Annotated in this window: 14 protein-coding genes and 1 tRNA gene; 7 read left to right on the forward strand and 8 right to left on the reverse strand. The window is 69.2% G+C overall.

Annotation, left to right across the window (positions count from 1 at the left end):
- Nucleotides 1–172: 172 nt before the first annotated feature.
- The 6 genes from thrB to ASC60_RS06540 all read right to left on the reverse strand — a co-directional run bounded on the left by thrB (nucleotide 173) and on the right by ASC60_RS06540 (nucleotide 7,033).
- Nucleotides 173–1,087: a homoserine kinase gene (gene thrB / locus ASC60_RS06515; RefSeq protein WP_055547737.1), complete on the reverse strand. Its 915-nt coding sequence runs from the start codon at nucleotides 1,085–1,087 to the stop codon at nucleotides 173–175.
- A 462-nt stretch (nucleotides 1,088–1,549) separates the two neighbouring features.
- A complete protein-coding gene (gene thrC / locus ASC60_RS06520; protein WP_055547738.1) occupies nucleotides 1,550–2,656 on the reverse strand; it encodes a threonine synthase in 1,107 nt (368 codons plus the stop codon).
- Nucleotides 2,657–2,723: 67 nt separating this feature from the next.
- Complete coding sequence (locus tag ASC60_RS06525; protein WP_055547740.1) at nucleotides 2,724–4,016, reverse strand: homoserine dehydrogenase; 1,293 nt, start codon at nucleotides 4,014–4,016, stop codon at nucleotides 2,724–2,726.
- 137 nt (nucleotides 4,017–4,153) lie between these two features.
- The gene (gene lysA / locus ASC60_RS06530; RefSeq protein WP_055547742.1) at nucleotides 4,154–5,545 is read right to left on the reverse strand and encodes a diaminopimelate decarboxylase; all 1,392 of its coding nucleotides are present in this window, start codon (nucleotides 5,543–5,545) and stop codon (nucleotides 4,154–4,156) included.
- Between the two features lie 17 nt (nucleotides 5,546–5,562).
- Nucleotides 5,563–6,480, reverse strand: a complete 918-nt coding sequence (locus ASC60_RS06535) for a hypothetical protein (protein WP_055547744.1) — start codon at nucleotides 6,478–6,480, stop codon at nucleotides 5,563–5,565.
- 121 nt (nucleotides 6,481–6,601) lie between these two features.
- Complete coding sequence (locus ASC60_RS06540) at nucleotides 6,602–7,033, reverse strand: response regulator (protein WP_234356823.1); 432 nt, start codon at nucleotides 7,031–7,033, stop codon at nucleotides 6,602–6,604.
- A gap of 228 nt (nucleotides 7,034–7,261) precedes the next feature.
- On the opposite strand from ASC60_RS06540, the gene ASC60_RS06545 reads away from it, so the two are divergent.
- From ASC60_RS06545 to ASC60_RS06560, 5 genes are all read left to right on the forward strand, one after another.
- Nucleotides 7,262–7,333 (forward strand) — tRNA-Arg (locus ASC60_RS06545).
- 618 nt (nucleotides 7,334–7,951) lie between these two features.
- Nucleotides 7,952–8,848, forward strand: coding sequence for a hypothetical protein (locus tag ASC60_RS41505; protein ID WP_159043211.1), 897 nt, complete (start codon nucleotides 7,952–7,954; stop codon nucleotides 8,846–8,848).
- A 153-nt stretch (nucleotides 8,849–9,001) separates the two neighbouring features.
- The gene (locus ASC60_RS06550; protein ID WP_055547746.1) at nucleotides 9,002–10,210 is read left to right on the forward strand and encodes a serine/threonine-protein kinase; all 1,209 of its coding nucleotides are present in this window, start codon (nucleotides 9,002–9,004) and stop codon (nucleotides 10,208–10,210) included.
- Between the two features lie 82 nt (nucleotides 10,211–10,292).
- Nucleotides 10,293–13,316: a DEAD/DEAH box helicase gene (locus ASC60_RS06555; RefSeq protein WP_079038221.1), complete on the forward strand. Its 3,024-nt coding sequence runs from the start codon at nucleotides 10,293–10,295 to the stop codon at nucleotides 13,314–13,316.
- Between the two features lie 11 nt (nucleotides 13,317–13,327).
- Nucleotides 13,328–18,460, forward strand: coding sequence for a hypothetical protein (locus ASC60_RS06560; protein WP_055547748.1), 5,133 nt, complete (start codon nucleotides 13,328–13,330; stop codon nucleotides 18,458–18,460).
- Nucleotides 18,461–18,542: 82 nt separating this feature from the next.
- On the opposite strand, the gene ASC60_RS38845 is transcribed toward ASC60_RS06560, so the two are convergent.
- Entirely contained in the window at nucleotides 18,543–18,803 is a 261-nt protein-coding gene (locus tag ASC60_RS38845) for a DUF397 domain-containing protein (RefSeq protein ID WP_079038222.1), read from the reverse strand.
- Nucleotides 18,800–19,681 carry a helix-turn-helix transcriptional regulator gene (locus tag ASC60_RS06565; protein WP_055548711.1) on the reverse strand — a complete coding sequence of 294 codons (882 nt, stop codon included), beginning with the start codon at nucleotides 19,679–19,681 and terminating at the stop codon, nucleotides 18,800–18,802. Before ASC60_RS06565 ends, ASC60_RS38845 begins: the two co-directional genes overlap by 4 nt.
- A gap of 147 nt (nucleotides 19,682–19,828) precedes the next feature.
- On the opposite strand from ASC60_RS06565, the gene ASC60_RS06570 reads away from it, so the two are divergent.
- Nucleotides 19,829–20,332 carry an ATP-binding protein gene (locus tag ASC60_RS06570; RefSeq protein WP_079038223.1) on the forward strand — a complete coding sequence of 168 codons (504 nt, stop codon included), beginning with the start codon at nucleotides 19,829–19,831 and terminating at the stop codon, nucleotides 20,330–20,332.
- 164 nt (nucleotides 20,333–20,496) lie between these two features.
- Entirely contained in the window at nucleotides 20,497–20,931 is a 435-nt protein-coding gene (locus ASC60_RS06575) for a hypothetical protein (RefSeq protein ID WP_055547752.1), read from the forward strand.

Genomic DNA, 20,931 nt, shown 5'->3' on the forward strand with positions numbered 1-20,931 from the left:
CTCCCGGAAGAAGGGTGGTCCCGGATGGGGACACTGAGCACTGAGCCTCCGCTTACATCCAAGAGGCTTCAAGTGCAGACTTGAGGTTAACACTACCGGATCCAACAAACATTCCCCCTCTCCAACCGGCAATCGAGTTGTGCGGGGCCCGGGGAACGCCCCGGGCGGCTGGTCAGCTGAGCGGCAGGACGCTCGCCCCCCCGGCGTCGAGAGCCAGCCGGTTGGCCGCCCATCCCTCACCCGCCAGCCGTGCGACCTTGTCGGCCGCACCGTCCTCGACCAGCGCGAGCACCGTGGGGCCCGCGCCGGAGACGACCGCGGGGACGCCGTCCGCACGCAGCCGGTGCACCAGGCTCACGCTGTCGGGCATCGCCGGAGCGCGGTATTCCTGGTGGAGCCGGTCCTCCGTCGCCGCGAGCAGCAGCTCGGGGCGCCTGGTCAGGGCCTCCACGAGCAGGGCCGCCCGCCCCGCGTTGATGGCCGCGTCCACATGCGGGACGGTGCGCGGCAGCAGTCCGCGGGCGGTCTCCGTGAGCACCGGCTTCCCGGGCACGAAGACCACCGGAACGATGGAATCGGCAGGGTCCATTCTGATCGCCCGGGCGGCTCCCGCCTCCGTCCAGGCGAGGGTGAAGCCGCCGAGCAGACAGGCGGCGACGTTGTCGGGGTGGCCCTCGATCTCGGTGGCCAGCTCCACCAGCGCCTCGTCGTCGAGCTTCTCGGCGCCGCCTATCGTCACGGCGCGCGCGGCGGTGATGCCGGCGCAGATGGCGGCGGAGGAGGAGCCGAGCCCGCGGCCGTGCGGAATGCGGTTGGCGCAGACCACCTCGAGGCCGCGCGGCTGCCCGCCCAGCAGGTCGAAGGCGGTACGGAGGGACCGTACGAGCAGATGACTCTCGTCGCGCGGCAGACTCCCGGCGCCCTCGCCCGCGATGTCGACGTGCAGACCGGAGTCGGCCACCCGGACCACCACGTCGTCGTAGAGCCCCAGGGCGAGACCGAACGCGTCATAGCCGGGACCGAGATTGGCGCTCGAGGCGGGGACGCGCACTCGGACGGCGGCGGCGCGGAACGCTGGACCGGCCATCGCTCGATGACTCTCCTTGTGTGACGTGAGATTGCTCGAAGAGGTACGGAACACCGCGGGGGCCACCGTGACGGGACGGCGACGCCATGAACGCTCTGCGTCGGGGCGGATTCAGTACAGCCTATCGAAGGAAGGTTCTGTGGCGACATAGGGCGCACGGGAGGCGCACGATGCGTGTCGCACTCCCTGTCGTCGACCGGGTCCACTCTACTGGAGGGTTTCCCATGCCCTCATCGTTCCCGCGCATCTCGTCCACCACTCGAGTGGATCTTGAGATCACCCCATGGGACGGAGGCGGCAGGAAACGGCCACACACCCCCTGACGTGGGCCGCAGCCGGGACCGCGGGCTCAGGGCGCGGACCGGAGCGCACCTTCCGGACCGGGACCGCACGGCCCCTGACGCGGAGATCCACGGGCCGGGCCGGGGACGCCGAAGACGGCGCCCCGGCCCGCCGCGCGTGCTACGCCAGCCCGAGCCGCACGGCCGCCGCGTCGGCGTCCACCGGCACGATGACCGGCTGCGGGGCGCCCGCGACCGCCCAGTCGGGGTCCTTCAGGCCGTTGCCGGTCACCGTGCACACGATGCGCTGGCCCGGGTCGACCTTGCCCTGCTCGGCCGCCTTCAGCAGCCCGGCCACGCTCGCCGCGGAGGCGGGCTCGACGAAGACGCCCTCCTGGGAGGCGAGCATCCGGTAGGCGGCGAGGATCTGACGGTCGGTCACCTCGTCGATGAACCCGCCCGACTCGTCCCGCGCCCGCTCGGCCTGGGTCCAGGACGCCGGGTTGCCGATCCGGATCGCGGTGGCGATGGTGGCCGGCTCCTTGACCGGCTCGCCGCGCACGATCGGGGCCGAGCCCGCCGCCTGGAAGCCCCACATCCGGGGGGTACGGGAGGCGGGGCCGCCCTCGGCCGCGTACTCCTGGTAGCCGCGCCAGTAGGCGGTGATGTTGCCCGCGTTCCCGACCGGCAGGACGTGGACGTCGGGCGCGTCGCCGAGCATGTCGACGATCTCGAACGCCGCGGTCTTCTGCCCCTCGATACGGGCCGGGTTGACCGAATTGACCAGCGCCACCGGGTACTTCTCGGACAGCCCGCGCGCGAGCGTCAGACAGTCGTCGAAGTTGCCGTCGACCTGGAGGATCTTCGCGCCGTGCACCAGCGCCTGGCCCATCTTGCCCAGCGCGATCTTGCCCTGTGGGACCAGCACCGCGCAGACCATCCCGGCCCGCACCGCGTACGCCGCGGCCGAGGCCGAGGTGTTTCCGGTGGAGGCGCAGATGACGGCCTTCGCACCGGCCTCCTTGGCCGCGCTGATCGCCATCGTCATGCCGCGGTCCTTGAAGGACCCGGTGGGGTTGGCCCCCTCGACCTTGAGGTGGACCTCGCAGCCGGTGCGCTCGGAGAGCACCTGCGCGGGCACCAGCGGCGTCCCGCCCTCGCGGAGGGTGACGACCGGGCTCGTCTCGCCGACCGGGAGGCGGTCGCGGTACTCCTCGATGATGCCGCGCCAGCCGTGCCACTGGCGGGTGCCGGACGTGCGAGGCCCGGCGTCAGCAATTGCGTTCATGATTTCCCTTTTTCTCCGCTCGCCCTCTACTCGGCCTCTGCTCCGCCTCTGGCCTGCTATCGGCCCGCTACTCGCCCTCGACCCGCATGATGCTCGCGACATCGCGGACGGTGTCGAGCCGGCGCAGTGTCTCGACGGTCGCCGAGAGCGCGGCATCGCTCGCGCGGTGGGTCACGACGACGAGGGACGCCTCGCCGTCCTTCCCCTGCTGGCGGACCGTATCGATCGACACGCCGTGCTCGGCGAAGACTGTCGCGACCTGAGCGAGAACACCCGGTTTGTCGGCGACATCGAGGCTGATGTGGTAGCGCGTGACGACCTGCCCCATGGGGCTCACCGGCAGGCGGCTGTACGCCGACTCGCCCGGCCCGGCGGAGCCCGCCAGCTTGTTGCGGCACGCCGCGACCAGGTCGCCGAGGACGGCCGAGGCGGTCGGCGAACCGCCCGCGCCCGGTCCGTAGAACATCAGCTGACCGGCGGCGTCGGCCTCCACGAAGACCGCGTTGTACGCCTCGCGGACCGAGGCCAGCGGATGGGCCAGCGGAATCATCGCCGGGTGCACCCGCGCGGTCACCGACCGGCCGTCGGCGGCCCGCTCGCAGATCGCCAGCAGCTTGACGGTGCACCCCATGCGCTTGGCGGAGGCGATGTCGGCGGCGGTCACCTCGGTGATGCCCTCACGGTGCACATCGTCGAGGGTGACCCGGGTGTGGAAGGCGATCCCCGCCAGGATCGCGGCCTTGGCGGCGGCGTCGAAGCCCTCCACGTCGGCGGTCGGGTCGGCCTCGGCGTACCCGAGGGCGGTGGCCTCGTCCAGCGCCTCGGAATACCCGGCTCCGCTGCTGTCCATCCGGTCGAGGATGAAGTTCGTGGTGCCGTTGACGATGCCGAGGACGCGGTTGATGTTGTCGCCCGCCAGCGACTCGCGCAGCGGCCGCACCAGCGGGATCGCGCCCGCGACGGCCGCCTCGTAGTAGAGGTCCGTGCCGCGCGCCTGGGCGGCGGCGTGGAGCGCCGCGCCATCCTTGGCGACCAGCGCCTTGTTGGCCGACACCACGCTCGCGCCGTGCTCGAAGGCGGTGGTGATCAGCGTACGGGCGGGCTCGATCCCGCCGATGACCTCGACGACCACATCGATGTCCCCGCGCTTGACCAGCGCGGTCGCGTCGGTGGTCACCAGCTCGGCCGGTACGCCCTCCCGGACCCGCCCCGGGCGGCGCACCGCGATCCCGGCCAGCTCGACGGGAGCGCCGATGCGCGCCGCGAGGTCGTCCGCGTGCGTCGTCATGATGCGCGTCACCTCTGAGCCGACGACTCCACAGCCCAGCAGCGCCACTTTCAGCGGACGCGTACGCATCATCCGACCTCGCTTCTCATCCATCTAGGTGGTGCACCAGTCTCATGCACTGGACGGGGTTTCCAGGCCCCGGGTCCAGTATCCGAGATTTCTTTCCCGCCGATCGATCTACGCCGATCGATCTACGCCGACCGATCCCGCTAACCGACGTCGAGCCGCAGAAGATCCTCCTCCGTCTCCCGGCGGACGATTTCCCGCGCCTCACCACCCCGGACGGCGACGACCGGCGGACGCAGCGCGTGGTTGTAGTTGCTGGCCATCGAGCGGCAGTACGCGCCCGTGGCCGGGACGGCGATCAGATCGCCGGGCGCCAGGTCGGCGGGCAGAAAGGCGTCCCGTACGACGATGTCGCCGGACTCGCAGTGCTTGCCGACGACCCGGGACACCATCGGCTCCGCCGTGGACGAACGGGAGACCAACGACACCGAGTACTCCGCATCGTAGAGCGCCGTACGGATGTTGTCGGACATGCCCCCATCGACGCTGACGTACGTCCGCAGTCCCGGCAGCTCCTTGACCGTACCCACCTCGTACAGCGTGAACGCCGTCGGCCCGACGATCGCCCGCCCCGGCTCGACGGACAGCCGCGGCACCGCGAGCCCCGCCACCTCACATTCGCGGTGGACGATCTCCCGCAGCGCCTTCGCGATGTCCTGCGGCTCCCTCGGATCGTCCTCCGGCGTGTACGCGATGCCGAGGCCGCCGCCGAGGTCGATCTCGGGCAGCTCCACCCCGTGCTCGTCCCGGACCTCCTTGAGCAGCCCCACGACGCGGTGCGCGGCGACCTCGAAGCCGGAGGTGTCGAAGATCTGCGACCCGATGTGCGAGTGCACGCCGATCAGGTCGAGCCCGTCGAGCTTCAGCGCCCGCCGCACCGCCTCGGCCGCCTGCCCGCCCGCGAGCGGAATGCCGAACTTCTGGTCCTCGTGGGCGGTCGCGATGAACTCGTGCGTATGCGCCTCGACGCCGACCGTGACCCGGATCTGCACCTTCTGCCGCTTGCCCAGCCGCTGCGCGATGTGCGCGACGCGGACGATCTCCTGAAAGGAATCGAGCACGATGCGCCCGACGCCCGTGCTCACGGCCCTTTCGATCTCCCTGCCGCTCTTGTTGTTCCCGTGCAGCGCGATCCGCTCGGCGGGCATCCCGGCGGCGAGCGCGGTGGCCAGCTCCCCCTCGGAGCAGACGTCGAGGTTCAGCCCCTCCTCGTGCAGCCAGCGCACGACGGCGCGGCACAGGAACGCCTTCCCGGCGTAGAACACGTCCGCGTCCTCCCCGAACGCCTCCCGCCAGGCCCGGCAGCGGGCGCGGAAGTCGTCCTCGTCGAGGAAGTAGGCGGGCGTCCCGAACCGCTCGGCGAGCGTGGCGACGTCGATCCCGCCGACGCTCACCACTCCTTCGTCACTCCTGGTGACCGTCCGGGACCAGACCCGGGCATCGAGCTGATTGAGATCGGCGGGCGGCGCGGCGTAGTGCCCCTCGGGCAGAACATCGGCGTGACGGGGCCCGGCGGGGTGGGCGGAACGGCTCATGCTGTCTCTCTCATTGATCAAATGCGTTTCGGGGCGCTGATGCCAAGCAGGCGGAGGCCATTGGCGAGCACGATGCCGGTGGCCTCGGCGAGACGTTTTCGCCGCGTACCGGGAAGGAAGGCGTCAGCGGTGGCAACGAGGTGACGAGCGACCCGATCAGGCGCCCGGTGCCGGGCGGCGGCCTCGACGGTACGGGGAAAGTCGCCGAGCAATCCAAGCAGCACGGCGTCGTCAGCACTCTCTCCACCGTCGACCGCACCCTCGACGGCCCGATGGGCGAGGGCATGCGCGTACCGCACCCGGAAGAGCGGATTCCCCTCCCGCTGCGACAGTAGGTGCGCCGGCTCCAGATCCGGAAGGTCATGCGCGGCGGGCCGCAACAACCCCCACCGAGCAGCATCGGAACCCAGCCGAGTGAGCAGCTCCCGCGCCCCGACCCCGGCCCCCCGCACAGCGACAACCTCCCCGCCGACCTCTACGTCGGCGGACCCCCCGCACCCCTCAACAAGCCCGATGACCACATGCAGCACCAGCGCCGCCCGCACCTCGTCGGCGGGCGCGAAGCGCGCGCGCACCCCCGCGAGCCCGTCCCCCAGCCCGTACGCATCCCCCTGCTCCAGCACGACCGCAAGCAGCTGCTCATGCGCCCCGGCCTCAAGGGTGATGTTCAGGAATCCAGGCCCGGCGATCTCCACGGCCGCGACCCCAGGCGCAGAGACGAGCCGCCGCCGCAAAACCTCGGCGATGCCCGCGGCAGCCCCTGGCCCCCGCCCCCGCGCGAGCTGCAACGCCACGTTGGTCGCGTAATCCCCGCACCCGGGCCGCGGCGGGGTCTGCACCTTCACCCGCTCCGGCACATCGACACACAGCTCGTCGGCCTCGACGGCGCGACGCACAGTGTGCAGCACAGTGCGGGAGAGCTGGGCGGGTGTCACGGCACCAGCGTATGGGAGGAGGGGGGTGCCTCCGCGAACCGGTTTCGCCCCTCGGACGACCACGCACCGTCTCGCGGAGACCGTGGGCTCGGGAGGCCCACCGACCAACCCACGACCTCGGCTAGCCGGTGGGCCCCACAGCCGGCTCAGCATCACCGGGCGCCGCCGCCCCAGCGGTCCCTCGCTTCATCAGCCGCCCCACGAGCGTCACCAGCTCGGCAGGCTCGAAGGGTTTCGCCAGAAAGGCATCCACCCCCAGCGCCTGTCCCCGGTCCACTTCCACCTGCGTACACGCACTGATCATCGCGACCGGCACCTGCCGGGTCCGCGCGTCAGCACGCAACCTGGACGCCGTCTGCAGCCCATCCAGTCTGGGCATCACGACGTCGAGAGTGATCACATCGGGCCGCACCTGGTGAACGATCTCCAGGCACTCGGCACCATCGGCCGCGGTCACGACCTCGAAGCCCTCCAGCTCGAGGTTGACCCTGATCAGCTGCCGGATGACCTTGTTGTCGTCGACGACAAGGACCCGGCCGGACAAGCCAGGCACACCCTGAAGGGTAGGCGCGCCCCCGCCCCCGCGTCCGCGTTTTGCCCACTTCCACCCCGTGCGAGGGACCTTTCCCCCACTCCCCTGCACCCCGCCCTCCCCATGCGGTATACCCCCCTCCGCTCCCGCCCGCCCCCTGCCTCCGCCCGCTCCCGATAAGCGTTCATGACCACCCTCTGCGAGCTGATAGTGTTCTACCTGTCGCCGCGAGACAGCAGCGACAGGCAAGCCCCCGTAGCTCAGGGGATAGAGCAACGGCCTCCGGAGCCGTGTGCGCAGGTTCGAATCCTGCCGGGGGCACCTTGGTGAGGTGCCTGAGGATCCCGTTACCAGCGGAAACGCTGCGATCGGGATCCTTTTCCATATACAGGCGCGCGCCGCCAGGAGCGGCCCCACGCCAGGTCCTGTAGACGGGTGCGGCCTACTCCTCTTCCAAATTGAAAGCGCGGACGCCACGGCCATTGAAGAATGAGGGCCATGGTTGCAATCATCCGCACGGATGCCAGGGAAGAGAAGCACATCAAGTCGTGGTGGCGCCCACGAGCGGACGGCAGCGCGCCTCGATGGGTTACGACCCAGTATCACGAGCACTGGCGAGGTAGACACGTCACCCTGATCGTCACGGGTTCACATCGAGGCGCCCCTCAGGTGACCTATGTTGCACGGGCCAGCAAGGTACCCGGCCCCGGAGATGACCTGAAGAGACGCATTGAGGTCACACGCCCCTACCGCCTGGCCTCACCAGTTCCATGGTCAGCACTTGAGGAAGCAGTCCCTCCGCTCTCTCGGCGATATTTATTGCGTGATGGCGCTCTCCCTGACGGCGCCGGCAGGCACCTACTGAGAGCTCTGCGGCAACTGGCCAGCGATGTGGGTCCCCATCTTGAAGCTCTCGGAGCAAGGGACGAGTCCACAATTGTGGACACACCCGCAGCCAGATTGTTGATTGACGAGCGTGACGCGAGCCTCACCTCATTTCGCATGGCGGATTTCGACCCAGCAGAGCTCGTTGATTGGGACGCATCCGACGAAGCCGACGACGTTCCCTTCATCGCCCGGCTCCAGACACGCAACGGCCCCGCTCACGAGGACGACCTGATTGCGCACGACGCACAGCGCTTTGGCGACTGGCTAGGACCAGAGGACTGGCTGCAGAGGTCAGCTTGGGCCGGATTCAGACAAGGCGAGCAACGCCTTGTCATCTACAACGCGAATCGGAAAGCCGCAGAGAAGACCCTCGGTGTCGACCTCATCTATTACCACGAGACGCGCGACTGCTTCGTGCTGGTTCAATATAAAAGGATGTCGAAAAGCGGGACATCCGAATGGCGCTACTACCCGAGCGGCGACAGCAACCTTACTGAACAGCTTGAACGCATGCGGGCAATCGACGACGAATGCGGCAAGCTGAGGTGCGATACAGACGACTATCGCCTCAGCGCTAAACCTTCATGGCTCAAGCTATGCCAAGGTGACTCCCTCATGACAGACGCAAGAACTCTGACACCTGGCATGTACCTAGCGCGCGAGCACTTTGATCAACTCCACAAGAAATTTCGAGCTCCAGGGCAACCGAAATCCTTCAGCCGTAAGACAGTCGAGCGCTATCTCGACAATACTGAGTTCACCGACCTTGTCGCCGGCGGATGGGTAGGAACGGCAGGTTTCGGATCAGAAGGAGTGCAACAGCAACTCGAATTGAGTCTCGACGGTAGTCGAGAAGTAGTGTTCGCAGCGGTGTCCGGCCCTTCTCCATCCAAGCCACAACGAATGCAGCGACGTCGAGACAGAGGCGCAACCGCCCAGCGTCCGTGATGGCCTCACGCCTCGCCCCCGCAAAGACCAACGCCCGCCCCGGGCTGCACGCTTCACCACGTCCTTCCATCCACCTCCACACCATCAGGAATGGTCTAGCGTGACAATGAGCACTGTCCCTTGTACGCCCCGTCCCCAAAGGGGAGGCCCCACGTGCACATCGCGCCCCTCAGCCCCGAGGACCCCACCGAGCTCGGCGGGTACGAGTTGCTCGGCAGGATCGGGCACGGCGGCATGGGGCAGGTGTATTTGGGGGAGTCGCCGGGCGGGGAACCGGCTGCCGTCAAGGTGATCAAGCCGTCTGTCGTGGACTCGCAGACGCGGCAGAGGTTCGCGCAAGAGGTGGAGATCCTCAAGGCGGTGTGGGGCGCGCGGATAGCCGCCCTGATGGACGCCGACGTGGAGGCGGACCCCCCGTGGCTGGCCACCGAGTACGTGGAGGGGCTGGACCTGAGTCGGCACGTGGGCACTCACGGTCCGTTGTCCGCCCTGCTCACCGCCTCTCTGGGCGCGACACTCGCCGAGGCGCTGGCGACCGTACACAAGCAGGGTCTGCTGCACCGCGACCTCAAACCCGCCAACGTGCTACTGGGCCCGAACGGCCCCAAGATCATCGACTTCGGGCTCGCCGTGTTCGCCGAGTCGAGCGTGTCGCTGACTTCCCCGAACACGGTCGTCGGCACCCCTTCCTGTATGCCCCCCGAGCAGGCGAACGGCGAAAGGCCGCTGACTCCCGCGGTCGACGTGTACGCGCTGGGTGCCGTGCTGCTGTTCGCCGCCTCGGGCCATCTCCCCTACCGGGCCGACAACATCCACGTCCTGTTCCACCAGATCATCGACCCCACGACCGCTCCGGATCTGTCCGGGGCGCCGGAGGAGCTGGGGCCGCTGCTGACGGCGATGCTGGCCCACCAGGCCCAGGACCGGCCCCCGCTCGACGACGTGGTGCGGCAGTGCCGGACGCTGATCGAAGCGCAGGGGCTCAAGGTTGCCCAGGCGCGGCGCAGGCTCACCAGCTACACAGCCGCTCCAGCGCACCTCCTGGACGAGCTGCTCGGCGGCCCCCGAAGCGAGGCGTCATCGCAGACGCTCTCGAATGGCCAGCAGGTCTCGGATTCCCAGCCACTCTCGGAAGCGGCCAACGCCCCAGCCGACGCTCCGCCCGGCCGACAGCAGCCTCCGGTACCGCCTCCGGCCGCCCCGAGCCGCCCTGACCGCGCTTCCGCAGACGCCGCCGCACGGCCTCCCGTCCGTCCGCAGGACCGCAGCGGCACCGGGCGGCGATCACTGCGGCACAGTGCCCAGGCCCGTATCACCGCACAGCGACTGCGCGAGGCATACGCCGCCAGTGCGTCCTTCTGACCCATACACCCGTCTGACCCGCGATACTGAACAGGCCCTTGACGGGCCCCACGTACGACCGAACCGCCTCAGGAGGCCACGGGTGACCGCCGTCCAGACCAGTGCGGAGCGCAGCGGCGCCACAGCGGACCGGACGGTGCAGGAGCAGTACCCGGCCGGTGCCCAGGTCCTCGTACGGGACGAGGAGTGGCTGGTCAGGAGCTCCGCGCCAACGACGGACGACGGCACCAAGCTTGAGGTCGTCGGGGTGTCGGAGTTCGTACGCGACCAGGAGGCCGTCTTCTTCTCGGGCCTGGACCGGATCGAGCTGCTGGACCCGCGCGACACCCAGCTGGTCCGGGACGACTCGCCGAACTACCGGCGCTCCCGCCTGTTCCTGGAGGCCGTGTTGCGCCGCACCGCGCTGCCCCAGTCCGAGCGCCGCCTCGCCCTGGCCGACTCGTTCCTGCTGGATTCCCTGCCGTACCAGCGGCGCCCCGCCGAGCTGGCCCTGTCCGGCGCGAACCTCCGCCCGCGCCTGCTGATCGCCGACGTGGTGGGCCTGGGCAAGACGCTGGAGATCGGCTTGACGCTCGCCGAGCTGATCCGCCGCGGCCGGGGCGAGCGCATCCTCGTCGTCACCCCGCAGCATGTGCTGGAGCAGTTCCAGCAGGAGCTGTGGACGCGGTTCTCCATCCCCCTGGTGCGGCTGGACTCGGTGGGCATCGAGCGGATTCAGCGGGAGATCCCGGCCGGCCGCAACCCCTTCACCTCCTTCAAGCGGGTCATCGTCTCCATCGACACCCTGAAGAACACCAACCAGTACCGGCACCATCTGGAGCAGATCCGCTGGGACGCCGTCGTCATCGACGAGTCGCACAACCTGATCAATCGCGGCTCCCTGCGCAACCAGCTCGCGCAGATCCTCGCCCCCCGCACCGACGCCCTGATCCTGGCCTCCGCCACCCCGCACAACGGCGACGCGAGGTCGTTCGCCGAACTGATCGGCCTGCTGGACCCGGCGGCCATCCGCGACCCGGAGAACTACCGCGCCGACGACATCAGGCACCTGTTCATCCGCCGTACGAAGATCAGCCCCGAGGTCCGCGAGCAGATGAAGGGCCAGTGGGCGGACCGCGGCCCTTCTCAATCGGTGCACTGCCCGGCGACCCCCGCCGAAGAGAAGATCTTCGAGGAGCTGGCATCCGTCTGGCTCCCCCACGACGGCGGCCCCTCGGTCAGCTCGGTCCCCCTCTTCCCGTACACGCTGCTGAAGTCGTTCCTGTCGTCCTGCGCGGCGCTGCGGGCCACCGTCTCCGCCCGCATCAAAACCCTGGAGAAGAAGGACGCCCCGCGGGCCACGGCCGACGAACTGGCCGCCCTGGGACGGCTCTCGGAGCTGGCCGCCGATCTCACCGAGGCCGATTCGGCGAAGTTCTCCGCCCTGGTGCACCAGCTCAAGGAGGAGATCGGTGTCGGCCCCACATCCGACGCACGGGTCGTGGTCTTCTCCGAACGCGTCCAGACCCTCCAATGGCTGGCCGGGGTGCTCCCGGCCGCGCTCGGCTTCAAGGGCCGGGCGGCCCGCGACTGCGTCCGCGTCATGCACGGCGGCCTCTCCGACGAGCAGCAGATGGCCCGTGTGGAGGAGTTCAGCCTGGCCGACACGCCCGTACGGGTGCTGCTGACCGGCGATGTGGCCTCCGAGGGCGTCAACCTGCACCGCCAGTGCCACCAGCTGGTGCACTACGACGTGCCGTGGTCGCTGATCCGCATCGAGCAGCGCAACGGACGAATCGACCGTTACGGGCAGGCCCGGCCGCCGCAGTTCCGCGCGCTGATCCTGACCAGTGAGGTCGAGGGCGCCAAGGACGACACGGTCGTCGCCGAGCGGCTGCTGGGCCGTGAGGACGAGGCCCACCGCTCCCTGGGCACGGCGGAGGCCGTGACCGGCCTGTACCGGGCGGAGGCGGAGGAGAAGTCCCTCATCCAGGACCTGCTGCGCGGTAAGACCGTGGACGAGTCGCTGGACTCCCGCCGCCCCGGCGCGGACGACGAGGACTCGGGCATGGACGACTTCCTCGCCGACTTCTTCGGCCCCGTAGGCGAGGAACCGGCGGACCAGTCCGGCCCGGAGGACTCCGCGCGTACGGGCGAGTCCGGCGCGGCTTCGGCGGCGTCCGCGCGCGCCGCCGGATCTCCCGTGCTCCCCCGCCTCTTCGACTCGACCGCGCACTTCCTGGACGAGGCGCTGGGCGAGGTCTACCCCGACGCCCACGACCGGCTGGAGCTGGACCGCGACCCGCAGTCGGGCCTGCTCTCCTTCCAGCCGCCCGCGGATCTCGTCCACCGCCTCAAGGCCCTGCCCATGGATTACCTCCGTGAGCAGCGGCTGCGCGAGCGGCTTCTCGTCACCTTCAACCGCCGCCTGGCGGAGCACTCCCTCCAGCGAGCCCGGGAGTCGTCCACCTCCAGCTGGCCGGAGATCTCGCTGCTGACGGACCTGCATCCGGTCGTCGAATGGCTCACCGACAAGGTTCTCGTCCGCCTGGGCCGCCAGGAGGCCCCGATGATCACCGCAAACGTGGCGGAGCCGATCTACCTCGTCCAGGGCGTGTACTCGAACAAGCTCGGCAGGCCCACCGTCGTCAAGTGGATGGGCGTGACGCGCAGGGGCGCGGTCGACGACGACATGGTGTCGCTGCTGCGCCGCTGCGGGGTCGGCCCGAGCATGGCCAACAAGCGCCACTTCCGCGAGCCCAGGCCGCTCCACGAAGCCCTGCCCGACGTCCTGAGCGCAGCGGAGGCGTTCCTCGACGAGCGGCGGGACGCCTGGGACGAGCCGCTGCGCGAGCCCATCGCGGAGTACAAGCGCCGCCTGGCCACCTGGGACCAACCGACCCTCGCCGGGGAGCGCGCCAAGGAGCGCCTGGCCGACCTCGCCGACTCCCTGCTGACGACGGGCCGGCCCATGCTGCGGGTCCTGGCGGTGCTCCTTCCGGACCCCGACCGCAAGCCGGACCCCGCCCGCAAGCGCGACGCTGACGAGCCGCCGCCCGTCGTCCTCGGTCCCCCGCCGCTGTCCGTGCCCGCCGCCTGGTGGCTCTCCGCCCCCGTGACCCGCTGAGAGAAACTGTCATGACGTACGACTCCCTGGTCAACCGCGGCGACTACTTCTCGGCCCACTACCTGGCCGAGGTACTGCCCAAGGACCTCAAGTCGGGCCTGCTCCAGGCGTGGAAGGAGCGCGAGGACGCGGCGAAGTCCGCCGCGCCGAGCGACGCCCCGGAGCCCGGAGAGCCGGAGACGGCGGCTCCCGGCCGCGGGGAACTGCCGGTGACGCCCCGGGCCGGGCTGCGGGAACTGCGCCGCTCCTACTTCAGGGCCCGCTCCTTCTTCGCTCTTCCCGAGGACGAGGACGGCATCGTCGCGGCGCGCGACACCGACGACGACACGCTGACGTACGGTTCCCCGCAGTGGCGGGAGCGGGTGCAGGCCCTCAACGCCGAGGTGCTGCGCGCCCTCGGATACGACGCGAAACCGCGCACCCTCACGGTGGAGCGCGCGCGGCAGACGTACGAGGTCCCGGTCGCGCATGCCGAGAAGGGCCTGGTCGCCCTGGACTGCGGCTGGGCGGCCGAACCGGACGCGGCCCTCGACTCCGAGGGCCCCGGACGGCTGCTGGAGAAGGTCGCGCTCGACGGCTCGACCACCCTGCCCACGGGCTCGAAACTGGCCTCGTTCCTGTTCGCCTGCGAGGAGCCACCCCGGTATGTGCTGCTGCTCGGCGGCGGGGTGATCGTGCTCGCCGACCGCGCGGTGTGGGGCGAGGGCCGCTACCTCGCGGTCTCCCTGGACACAGCGTTGCAGCGCAACGACACCAGGGCAGGCGGCGAACTCGACACCGTCGCGGCGCTGTTCGGCGCGGACTCGCTGCGTACACCGGAGGAGGGCGGCGAGAACCCCCTCGCCGAACTCCTCGGCAAGTCGGCGAGGCACGCGGTGGGCGTCTCCAGCGAGCTGCGCGACGGGCTGCGGACGAGCGTCGAGCTGATCGCCAACGAGGTGCTGGCCCGGCTGCATGAACAGGGCATCCGCCCCGAGGACATCGGCGAACTGCCCGAGCTGGGCCGCCAACTGACCCGCGAGTCGCTGCGCTACCTGTACCGCATCCTGTTCCTGCTGTACGCCGAGGCTCGCCCCGAGCTGGGCATCCTGCCCGCCGACTATCCGGAGTACCAGCAGGGATACGGGCTGGGGCGGCTCGCCGAGCTGATCGCCGACCGGCAACCGGTCGGCGAGGAGGCCCGCAGGGGCGTCTACCTGTACGAGTCGCTGGACCTGCTGTTCCACAAGGTGCAGGACGGCTACCGCCCGCGCCGCACCCACGGCGTGGCGACGGATCCGGCGGACGAGAAGACCAGCGAGGACGTCGGCCTGCGCTTCGAGCCACTGCACAGCAAGCTGTTCGAGCCGGAGTCGATCCGCCTGATCGGCGCCGACACCCTCCCCGACCCGCGCCACGACTCCGACGAGGCGTTGGCCCGGGGCGAGTCCGTCCGCTACCTCGACACGCGGCTGCGCAACGCCACGCTGTACGAGGTGCTGCACCGCCTGATGATCACGCAGGGGAAGAGGGGCGAGCGCGGCGGCTTCATCTCGTACGCCCAGCTCGGCATCAACCAGCTCGGCGCGGTGTACGAGGGCCTGATGTCGTACAGCGGCTTCATCGCGGGCGAGGAGCTGTACGAGGTCGCCAAGGGCGGCGACCCAAAGGACGGCTCCTGGCTAGTGCCGAAGTCGAAGATCGACGAGTACCCGGACTCGGTCTTCGTCACCCGCCGCGATCGGGACACGGGCGAGGTGATGCGGGCCCGGTACGCGCCGGGTGAGTTCGTGTACCGGCTGTCGGGCCGCGACCGGCAGACCTCGGCGTCGTTCTACACGCCCGAGTCGCTGACCAAGGTCACCGTGCAGCTCGCCCTCCAGCACCGCCTGGACCAGGACGGCACGGACACCGAGGCGCGGGAGCTGCTGGACTGGCGTATCTGCGAGCCGGCGCTCGGCTCCGGCGCGTTCCTCAACGAGGCGATCAACCAAGTCGCCGCAGAGTATCTGCGGCGGCGGCAGGGCGAGTTGGGGCGGTCGATCGACACCGACCAGTACGCCGTCGAGTTGCAGAAGGTGAAGGCGTACATCGCGCTGCACAACTCATATGGCGTCGACCTCAACGAGACGGCCGTGGAGCTGGCCGAGGTCTCCCTGTGGCTCAACACCATGCACCCGGGCATGGAGGCCCCCTGGTTCGGCCTGCACCTACGGCGCGGCAACTCGCTCATCGGCGGGCGGCGCGAGGTGTACGCGGCGGACCGGCTGAAGAAGGGCGGCTGGCTCGGGGCTACTCCGGAGCGCTTCCCGCTGGCGGACGCGCTGAGGGGTGAGCCGTTGCCGGAGGGCGCGGTGCACCACTTCCTGCTTCCGGCGAAGGAGTGGGGCGCGGTCGCGGCCGAGAAGGAGGCGAAGGCGCTGGCGCCGGAGGCCGCGAAGGCGCTGGCCGCGTGGCGGAAGGCGATCACGAAGTCTCCGACGGCGAAGCAGACGGCCCGCCTTCAGGGGCTGGCCCGACGGGCCGAGTACCTGTGGGGGCTGGTGGTGCGGCGGCTGGAGCTGTCCGAGCGGGACATCTCGCGGCGGATCGGGGTATGGGGCGCGGAGGACGAGTGGCTGCGCAAGCCGGAAGTCGCGGTGCAGCGGGAGAAGGTGCTGGCGGACCTGCACGCGGAGGACACCCCGTACTGGCGGCTCAAGAAACTCATGGACGCCTGGTGCGCGCTGTGGTTCTGGCCTGTGCAGAGCGCTTCACTGCTGAACGGTACGGATGAGCAGTACGCGCGCGCGGAGGCGCTGGCGGAACGGGCGGCGGAGTTCGAGGCGGGGGCGGAGTCTGGTCCGGCTGCGGCTGGTGAGGAAGACTCCGGGGTGCTGATGGCGTGGGAGGCGGACGCCCTTCCCGGCTTCGGCGCTGAGCCGAAGCAAATGGCGCTGACCCGCGACTCGGTCTCCCGCCGCCGTACAGGCCGCCGCGTGGAGCAGGTCAAGGGCCAGCGCCGCCCGGTTATCCCCTTGGCGAACCTGGACGACTGGCTCGACTTCGCGGAAGCGCTGCTGGGCACGCAGGACGTGCCGGACGAATCGTTCGTCTCAACGTTCGAGACGCTGGACGACCTCTACGTGTACGAGGAAGAACTGCCCGAGTGGATGGGCATGGACCGCTTCCATTGGCTGGAGATCCGGTTCCCGTGGACGGCGGTCGCGAAGGATGTCGCGAAGGCGCAGGGGTTCTTCCACTGGGAGCTGGAATTCGCGCAGGTGTTTGCGCGGGGTGGGTTTGACTTGCAGGTGGGGAACCCGCCGTGGGTGCGGCCGCGGTGGCAGGAGGACCTGGTTCTTGCGGAGTTGGAACCCTGGTTTGTGCTGGCGGACAAGCCGAGCACGGCGGAATGGCGCCTCCGCAAGGATGACGTGCTGGCCACGCGTGCGGACGGCCAAGATTTCCTCCTCAACGAGCTGACCGCCCATGCGGGGGCCGTCGCCACGCTCGGCAGCCCGGCTACGTATCCGCTCCTTATTGGTACGCAGGGTGACCTCTACCGGGCGTTCATGGCTCGTGTATGGCAGCAGATTGCAATGCACGGCAGTGCAGGCCTGATCCACCCGGATACGCATTTCGGCGGCGTACGTGAAGGGGTCATCCGGTCCGCCGCGTATCGGCATCTTCGGGTCCACGCCCACTTTGTGAACTCAGCAAACTGGGCATTCGAGGACCTCAACCGTTCCGCAGAGTTCGGAATGCACATCTACGGCACACCGCAGAAGCCTGACTTTCTTCACCTCAGCGAGCTCCGCGACTCGAACGTTCTGCCCGATTCACTGATCCACGACGGAACAGGCTCGGCGCCCGGCATCAAGCACAACGGCTCGTGGGACATCCGGCCGCACCGCCAGCGCGTGGTGCATGTGAACGTAGACTTGCTCACCAGCTGGCAGGATTTGACCGGATCGGCGGGTCAAGCGGCACAGGCCCCTCTGCTGTACCCGGTCCTCGTCGGTGAGCAAGGGGCGATCGAGGCGCTGACCGCCTATGGGCGGAGTCTGGACGATCACGACCCGATGATCTCAAGCGGGTACCACGAAACCGGAGACAAGAAAGCTGGGCGGATCCGCTGGAGCAACCGGGCTGTCTCCGATCTCACAGACGTAATCCTCCAGGGGCCGCACTTCGCATCGGCGCTTCCCTTCTCAAAGGAGCCGAGGATCCCCTGCCGGAGCAATCGAGACTGGAACTTGCTCGCGCCGTCCAAGCTGCCCGAAGCATACGTTCCCGTAACCAACTACGTGCGGGGAACCGGCGAAGCAACGACTGCGCAAGACTCCTACCGACTGGCATGGCGAGTCATGATCCCCTTCGACAGCAGCCGCTGTCTGCACGCCGCGCTCATCCCGCCCGGGCCCAGCCACGTCCACACCGTGCACTCGACGGCTCTCGAAGACAACCACTTGACCACCCTCAACGCGGGCTTCTGGGCCACTCTGCCACTCGATTACCTGCTGCGCATTACCGGCCGCTCGCACCTGCAAGTCGCCGAGGCCCGCAAGATGCCAGCCCCCGACCCAACGCACCCCCTCGCCCCTGCCCTCCTCCTTCGCACCCTCCGTCTGAACGCCCTTACCACGCACTACGCACCGCTCTGGGCAGAGCTATTCGACCCCCGCTGGGCGGGCTACGAGGAGTGGGCCAACCCCCACTGGCCCGTGCTGAAGCCCCTCGCAGCTGGCCTCAACCCGGCCTGGGAGTACAGCACCCCGCTCCGCAGCGAGCACGAGCGTCGCGCCGCGCTTATCGAGTTGGACGCTCTCGTCGCCGTTTGGCTCGGTATCACCGCCGACCAACTCGCCGCGATTTTCAAGTCGCGCTACCCGCAACTGTACGACTACGAGTCGGCGACCTACTTCGACGCCAACGGCCGGAAGGTCGCCGCCGACTTCAACACGTACGGCCACGGCCAGACCAAGCAGGATTACCTCGATCTCCTCGCCCACCTAGAGGACCCGGAACGCACCCCGCCCCCGGCCGGCTTCCAAGCCCCGTTCTACAAGGCGGATCGTGAAGCGGAGATGAGAGCCGCGCACGCGCACTTCCAGGCGCGGCTGGATGCGGAGATCGCCGCCGGGCGCTGGGCACCGCCGGTTCCCGAAGGAGCAAATGCGTAGTCGGTAGGTAGCGGCTCGGCGCAGGTCTGCCCCTGACACGTCGTGTCAGGGGCAGACCTCAACGTTCGAACGCCGGAAGGCGCTACCGGGCGGCGAAATTGACGAACGCGGTCCAGGCAGAAGCCCCCACCATAAGACCCGGGCGGGTTATGTCCTTCGAGTCGCGCACATGGATGGCCTCAGGACAGGCAGCCACCTCCACGCAGTTGCCGCCTCCCGCACTGTGACTTGACTTGCGCCACACCATGGCGACTTCGACGCACTCCCCACCCGACCCCGTGCTGTAGCTGCTCTTGAACCACGCCAACTCAGGCGCGGCTGCAGTGGTCCGCTCCACGTTCATAGGTCTCCCAGCAACTTCTCGATGAAGGCAAGCGATGCGCGCGGAGTGAGCGCTTGGGCCCTGAGAATGCCGTACTGCTCCTCGATCTCTCGGACTTGTTTGCGCTCTGAATACAGACGGCTGTCCTTGTGCCCCTCCACGTAGGCGATCCTCCGCCCATCGCGTGTCTCAATCAAGGTGAAGGGGCCATCAAGCCCGGCGTGTTCCTCCACCTCTGTTGGCATCACCTGAATTTCAACGTTGCGGCACTGTCCGTAGATCATGAGTTGCTCAAGCTGTCCGCGCATCACCGACCGGCCACCGAGCGGCCTCCGGAGCACAGCCTCCTCGATGACGAAGCTGATGGTGGGCGGCGGCGTCTGTGCGAAGAGCTCCTGGCGGGCTAGGCGCGCCGCCACCCGTTGCTCGATGACCTCCTCCAGCAGCAAGGGCCGCCACATGGTGAATACCGCGCGGGCGTAATCCTTGGTCTGCAGCAGGCCGGGCACAGCTTTAGTCGCGTACACATGCAGCTCGACCGCCCCAGCCTCGAACCTCGCCGCGTCCTGGAAGAACGGCGGGTACTGCGCCTTCTCCATCTCCTCCTTCATCTCCAGGAGGACGCCACCCGCGTCCAGCACCTCGTCCGCCCGGTCGATCAACCGGGGCGGGGGGATCCGCCGACCCTGCTCGTAGGCGGCGATCGTGGACACCGAGTACCCGACCATCGACGCGAACTCCGGGCGTTCCAGACCCGCCCGCAGCCGACAGCACTTCAGCTGCCGCCCGAACACCCGCACAATGCCCGAGTTGACCTCCGGTTCCGGGCCCGGATCAGGCTGCTGCCCATCCCCCAGGCCCGCCGCCCCCTCGTTCTCCACACCCATCGGTTCGCTCATCTCCATAACCGCCTCTCCGGCCAACGCAACCCCGCGTCGTTCGTCACGCTCCGCCCCGCCTACACGCGCATTCCGGCCACGTACAGCGACAGCCCGTGTGCGCGTCGTATCTGGTCACGCTAAGACCACGCCGGAAGCGTGGACCACATGAACAGCGAGAATTCCCCCGTACAGGGGGCCACCACCCACGCCCCCAAGCCCGCTCCCGCCGAGACCGACCCCGCCCAGACCAGCCACCCCCACCTCCTCCGCGAGTTCTCGATGCGGTTCACGTCCTCGCGGCACGGTGCTCGCCTCGCCCGTCGCCTCGTCTCGCACCGGCTGGACACGTGGGGCCACCCGTACGACGGCCGCGCCAACGAGACGCTGACGCTGATCACCGCCGAGCTGACCGCGAACGCCATCCGCCATGGGCACGTACCCGGCCGGGACTTCCGCGTCCGTCTGACCGAGACCGGGGATACCCTCCGCGTCGAGGTCACCGACACCCGTACCGAACGCGTACCGCCTCTGACCACCCAGGAACCGCCGGGCGACATCGAGTCGGGCCGGGGCCTGCTCATCGTCGTCCAGCTGGCGACCCGTTGGGCGGTCGCCCCGCGCGAAAGCGGGCCCGGGAAGACTGTATGGGCGGAGCTGCGCATCCGCTGAGGGACGCGTAGCCGTCACCGGCCAGCCGTTTTCACGCCGACGGCCAGCGGTTTCCACAAGTGGAAGCGCCCGTTGTCAGTCCCGGGGACTAACGTCGTGCGTTCCGTGTAGGGCGTGAGCCCGCACGGCCCGACCACACCACGGAAGCCCAGGGGGGACGCACCGTGACCACCACGCCCAACGACTCGACCGGATACCGGATCTCCATCGTCGACGAGGACCCGTTGCGCGCACGTAAGGAGGCGCGGGAACTCCTCGCCGAGATCGCCGACGCCGATCCGGGCGCGGCCCTGGACGTGCCTCGGAAGGGCACGCCCGAGGACACGGCGCTCGGGGCCCTGGACAAGGGCGGGCTGTCCGTCGACACGATCGGGGTGCTGATCAGCGCCGGCTCACTGGTCGTGGCCGGGGTGCAGCTCTGGCTGTCCCGCGTACCGCAGCGGACGATCATCGCCAGGCGACCCGACGGCGCGAGCCTTCAGATCACGGGCAGGGAGGCGCGCGAGGACGACGGGCTGATCGATCGGTTCTTCGCGGCCGACGGCGAGCCCGCCGACGGCCGCGAGGGCGACGACGGCGACGCGACGACGGCGGGTTGA

It is taken from the genome of Streptomyces sp. NBRC 110028, assembly GCF_001417735.1.
Lineage (GTDB): Bacteria > Actinomycetota > Actinomycetes > Streptomycetales > Streptomycetaceae > Streptomyces.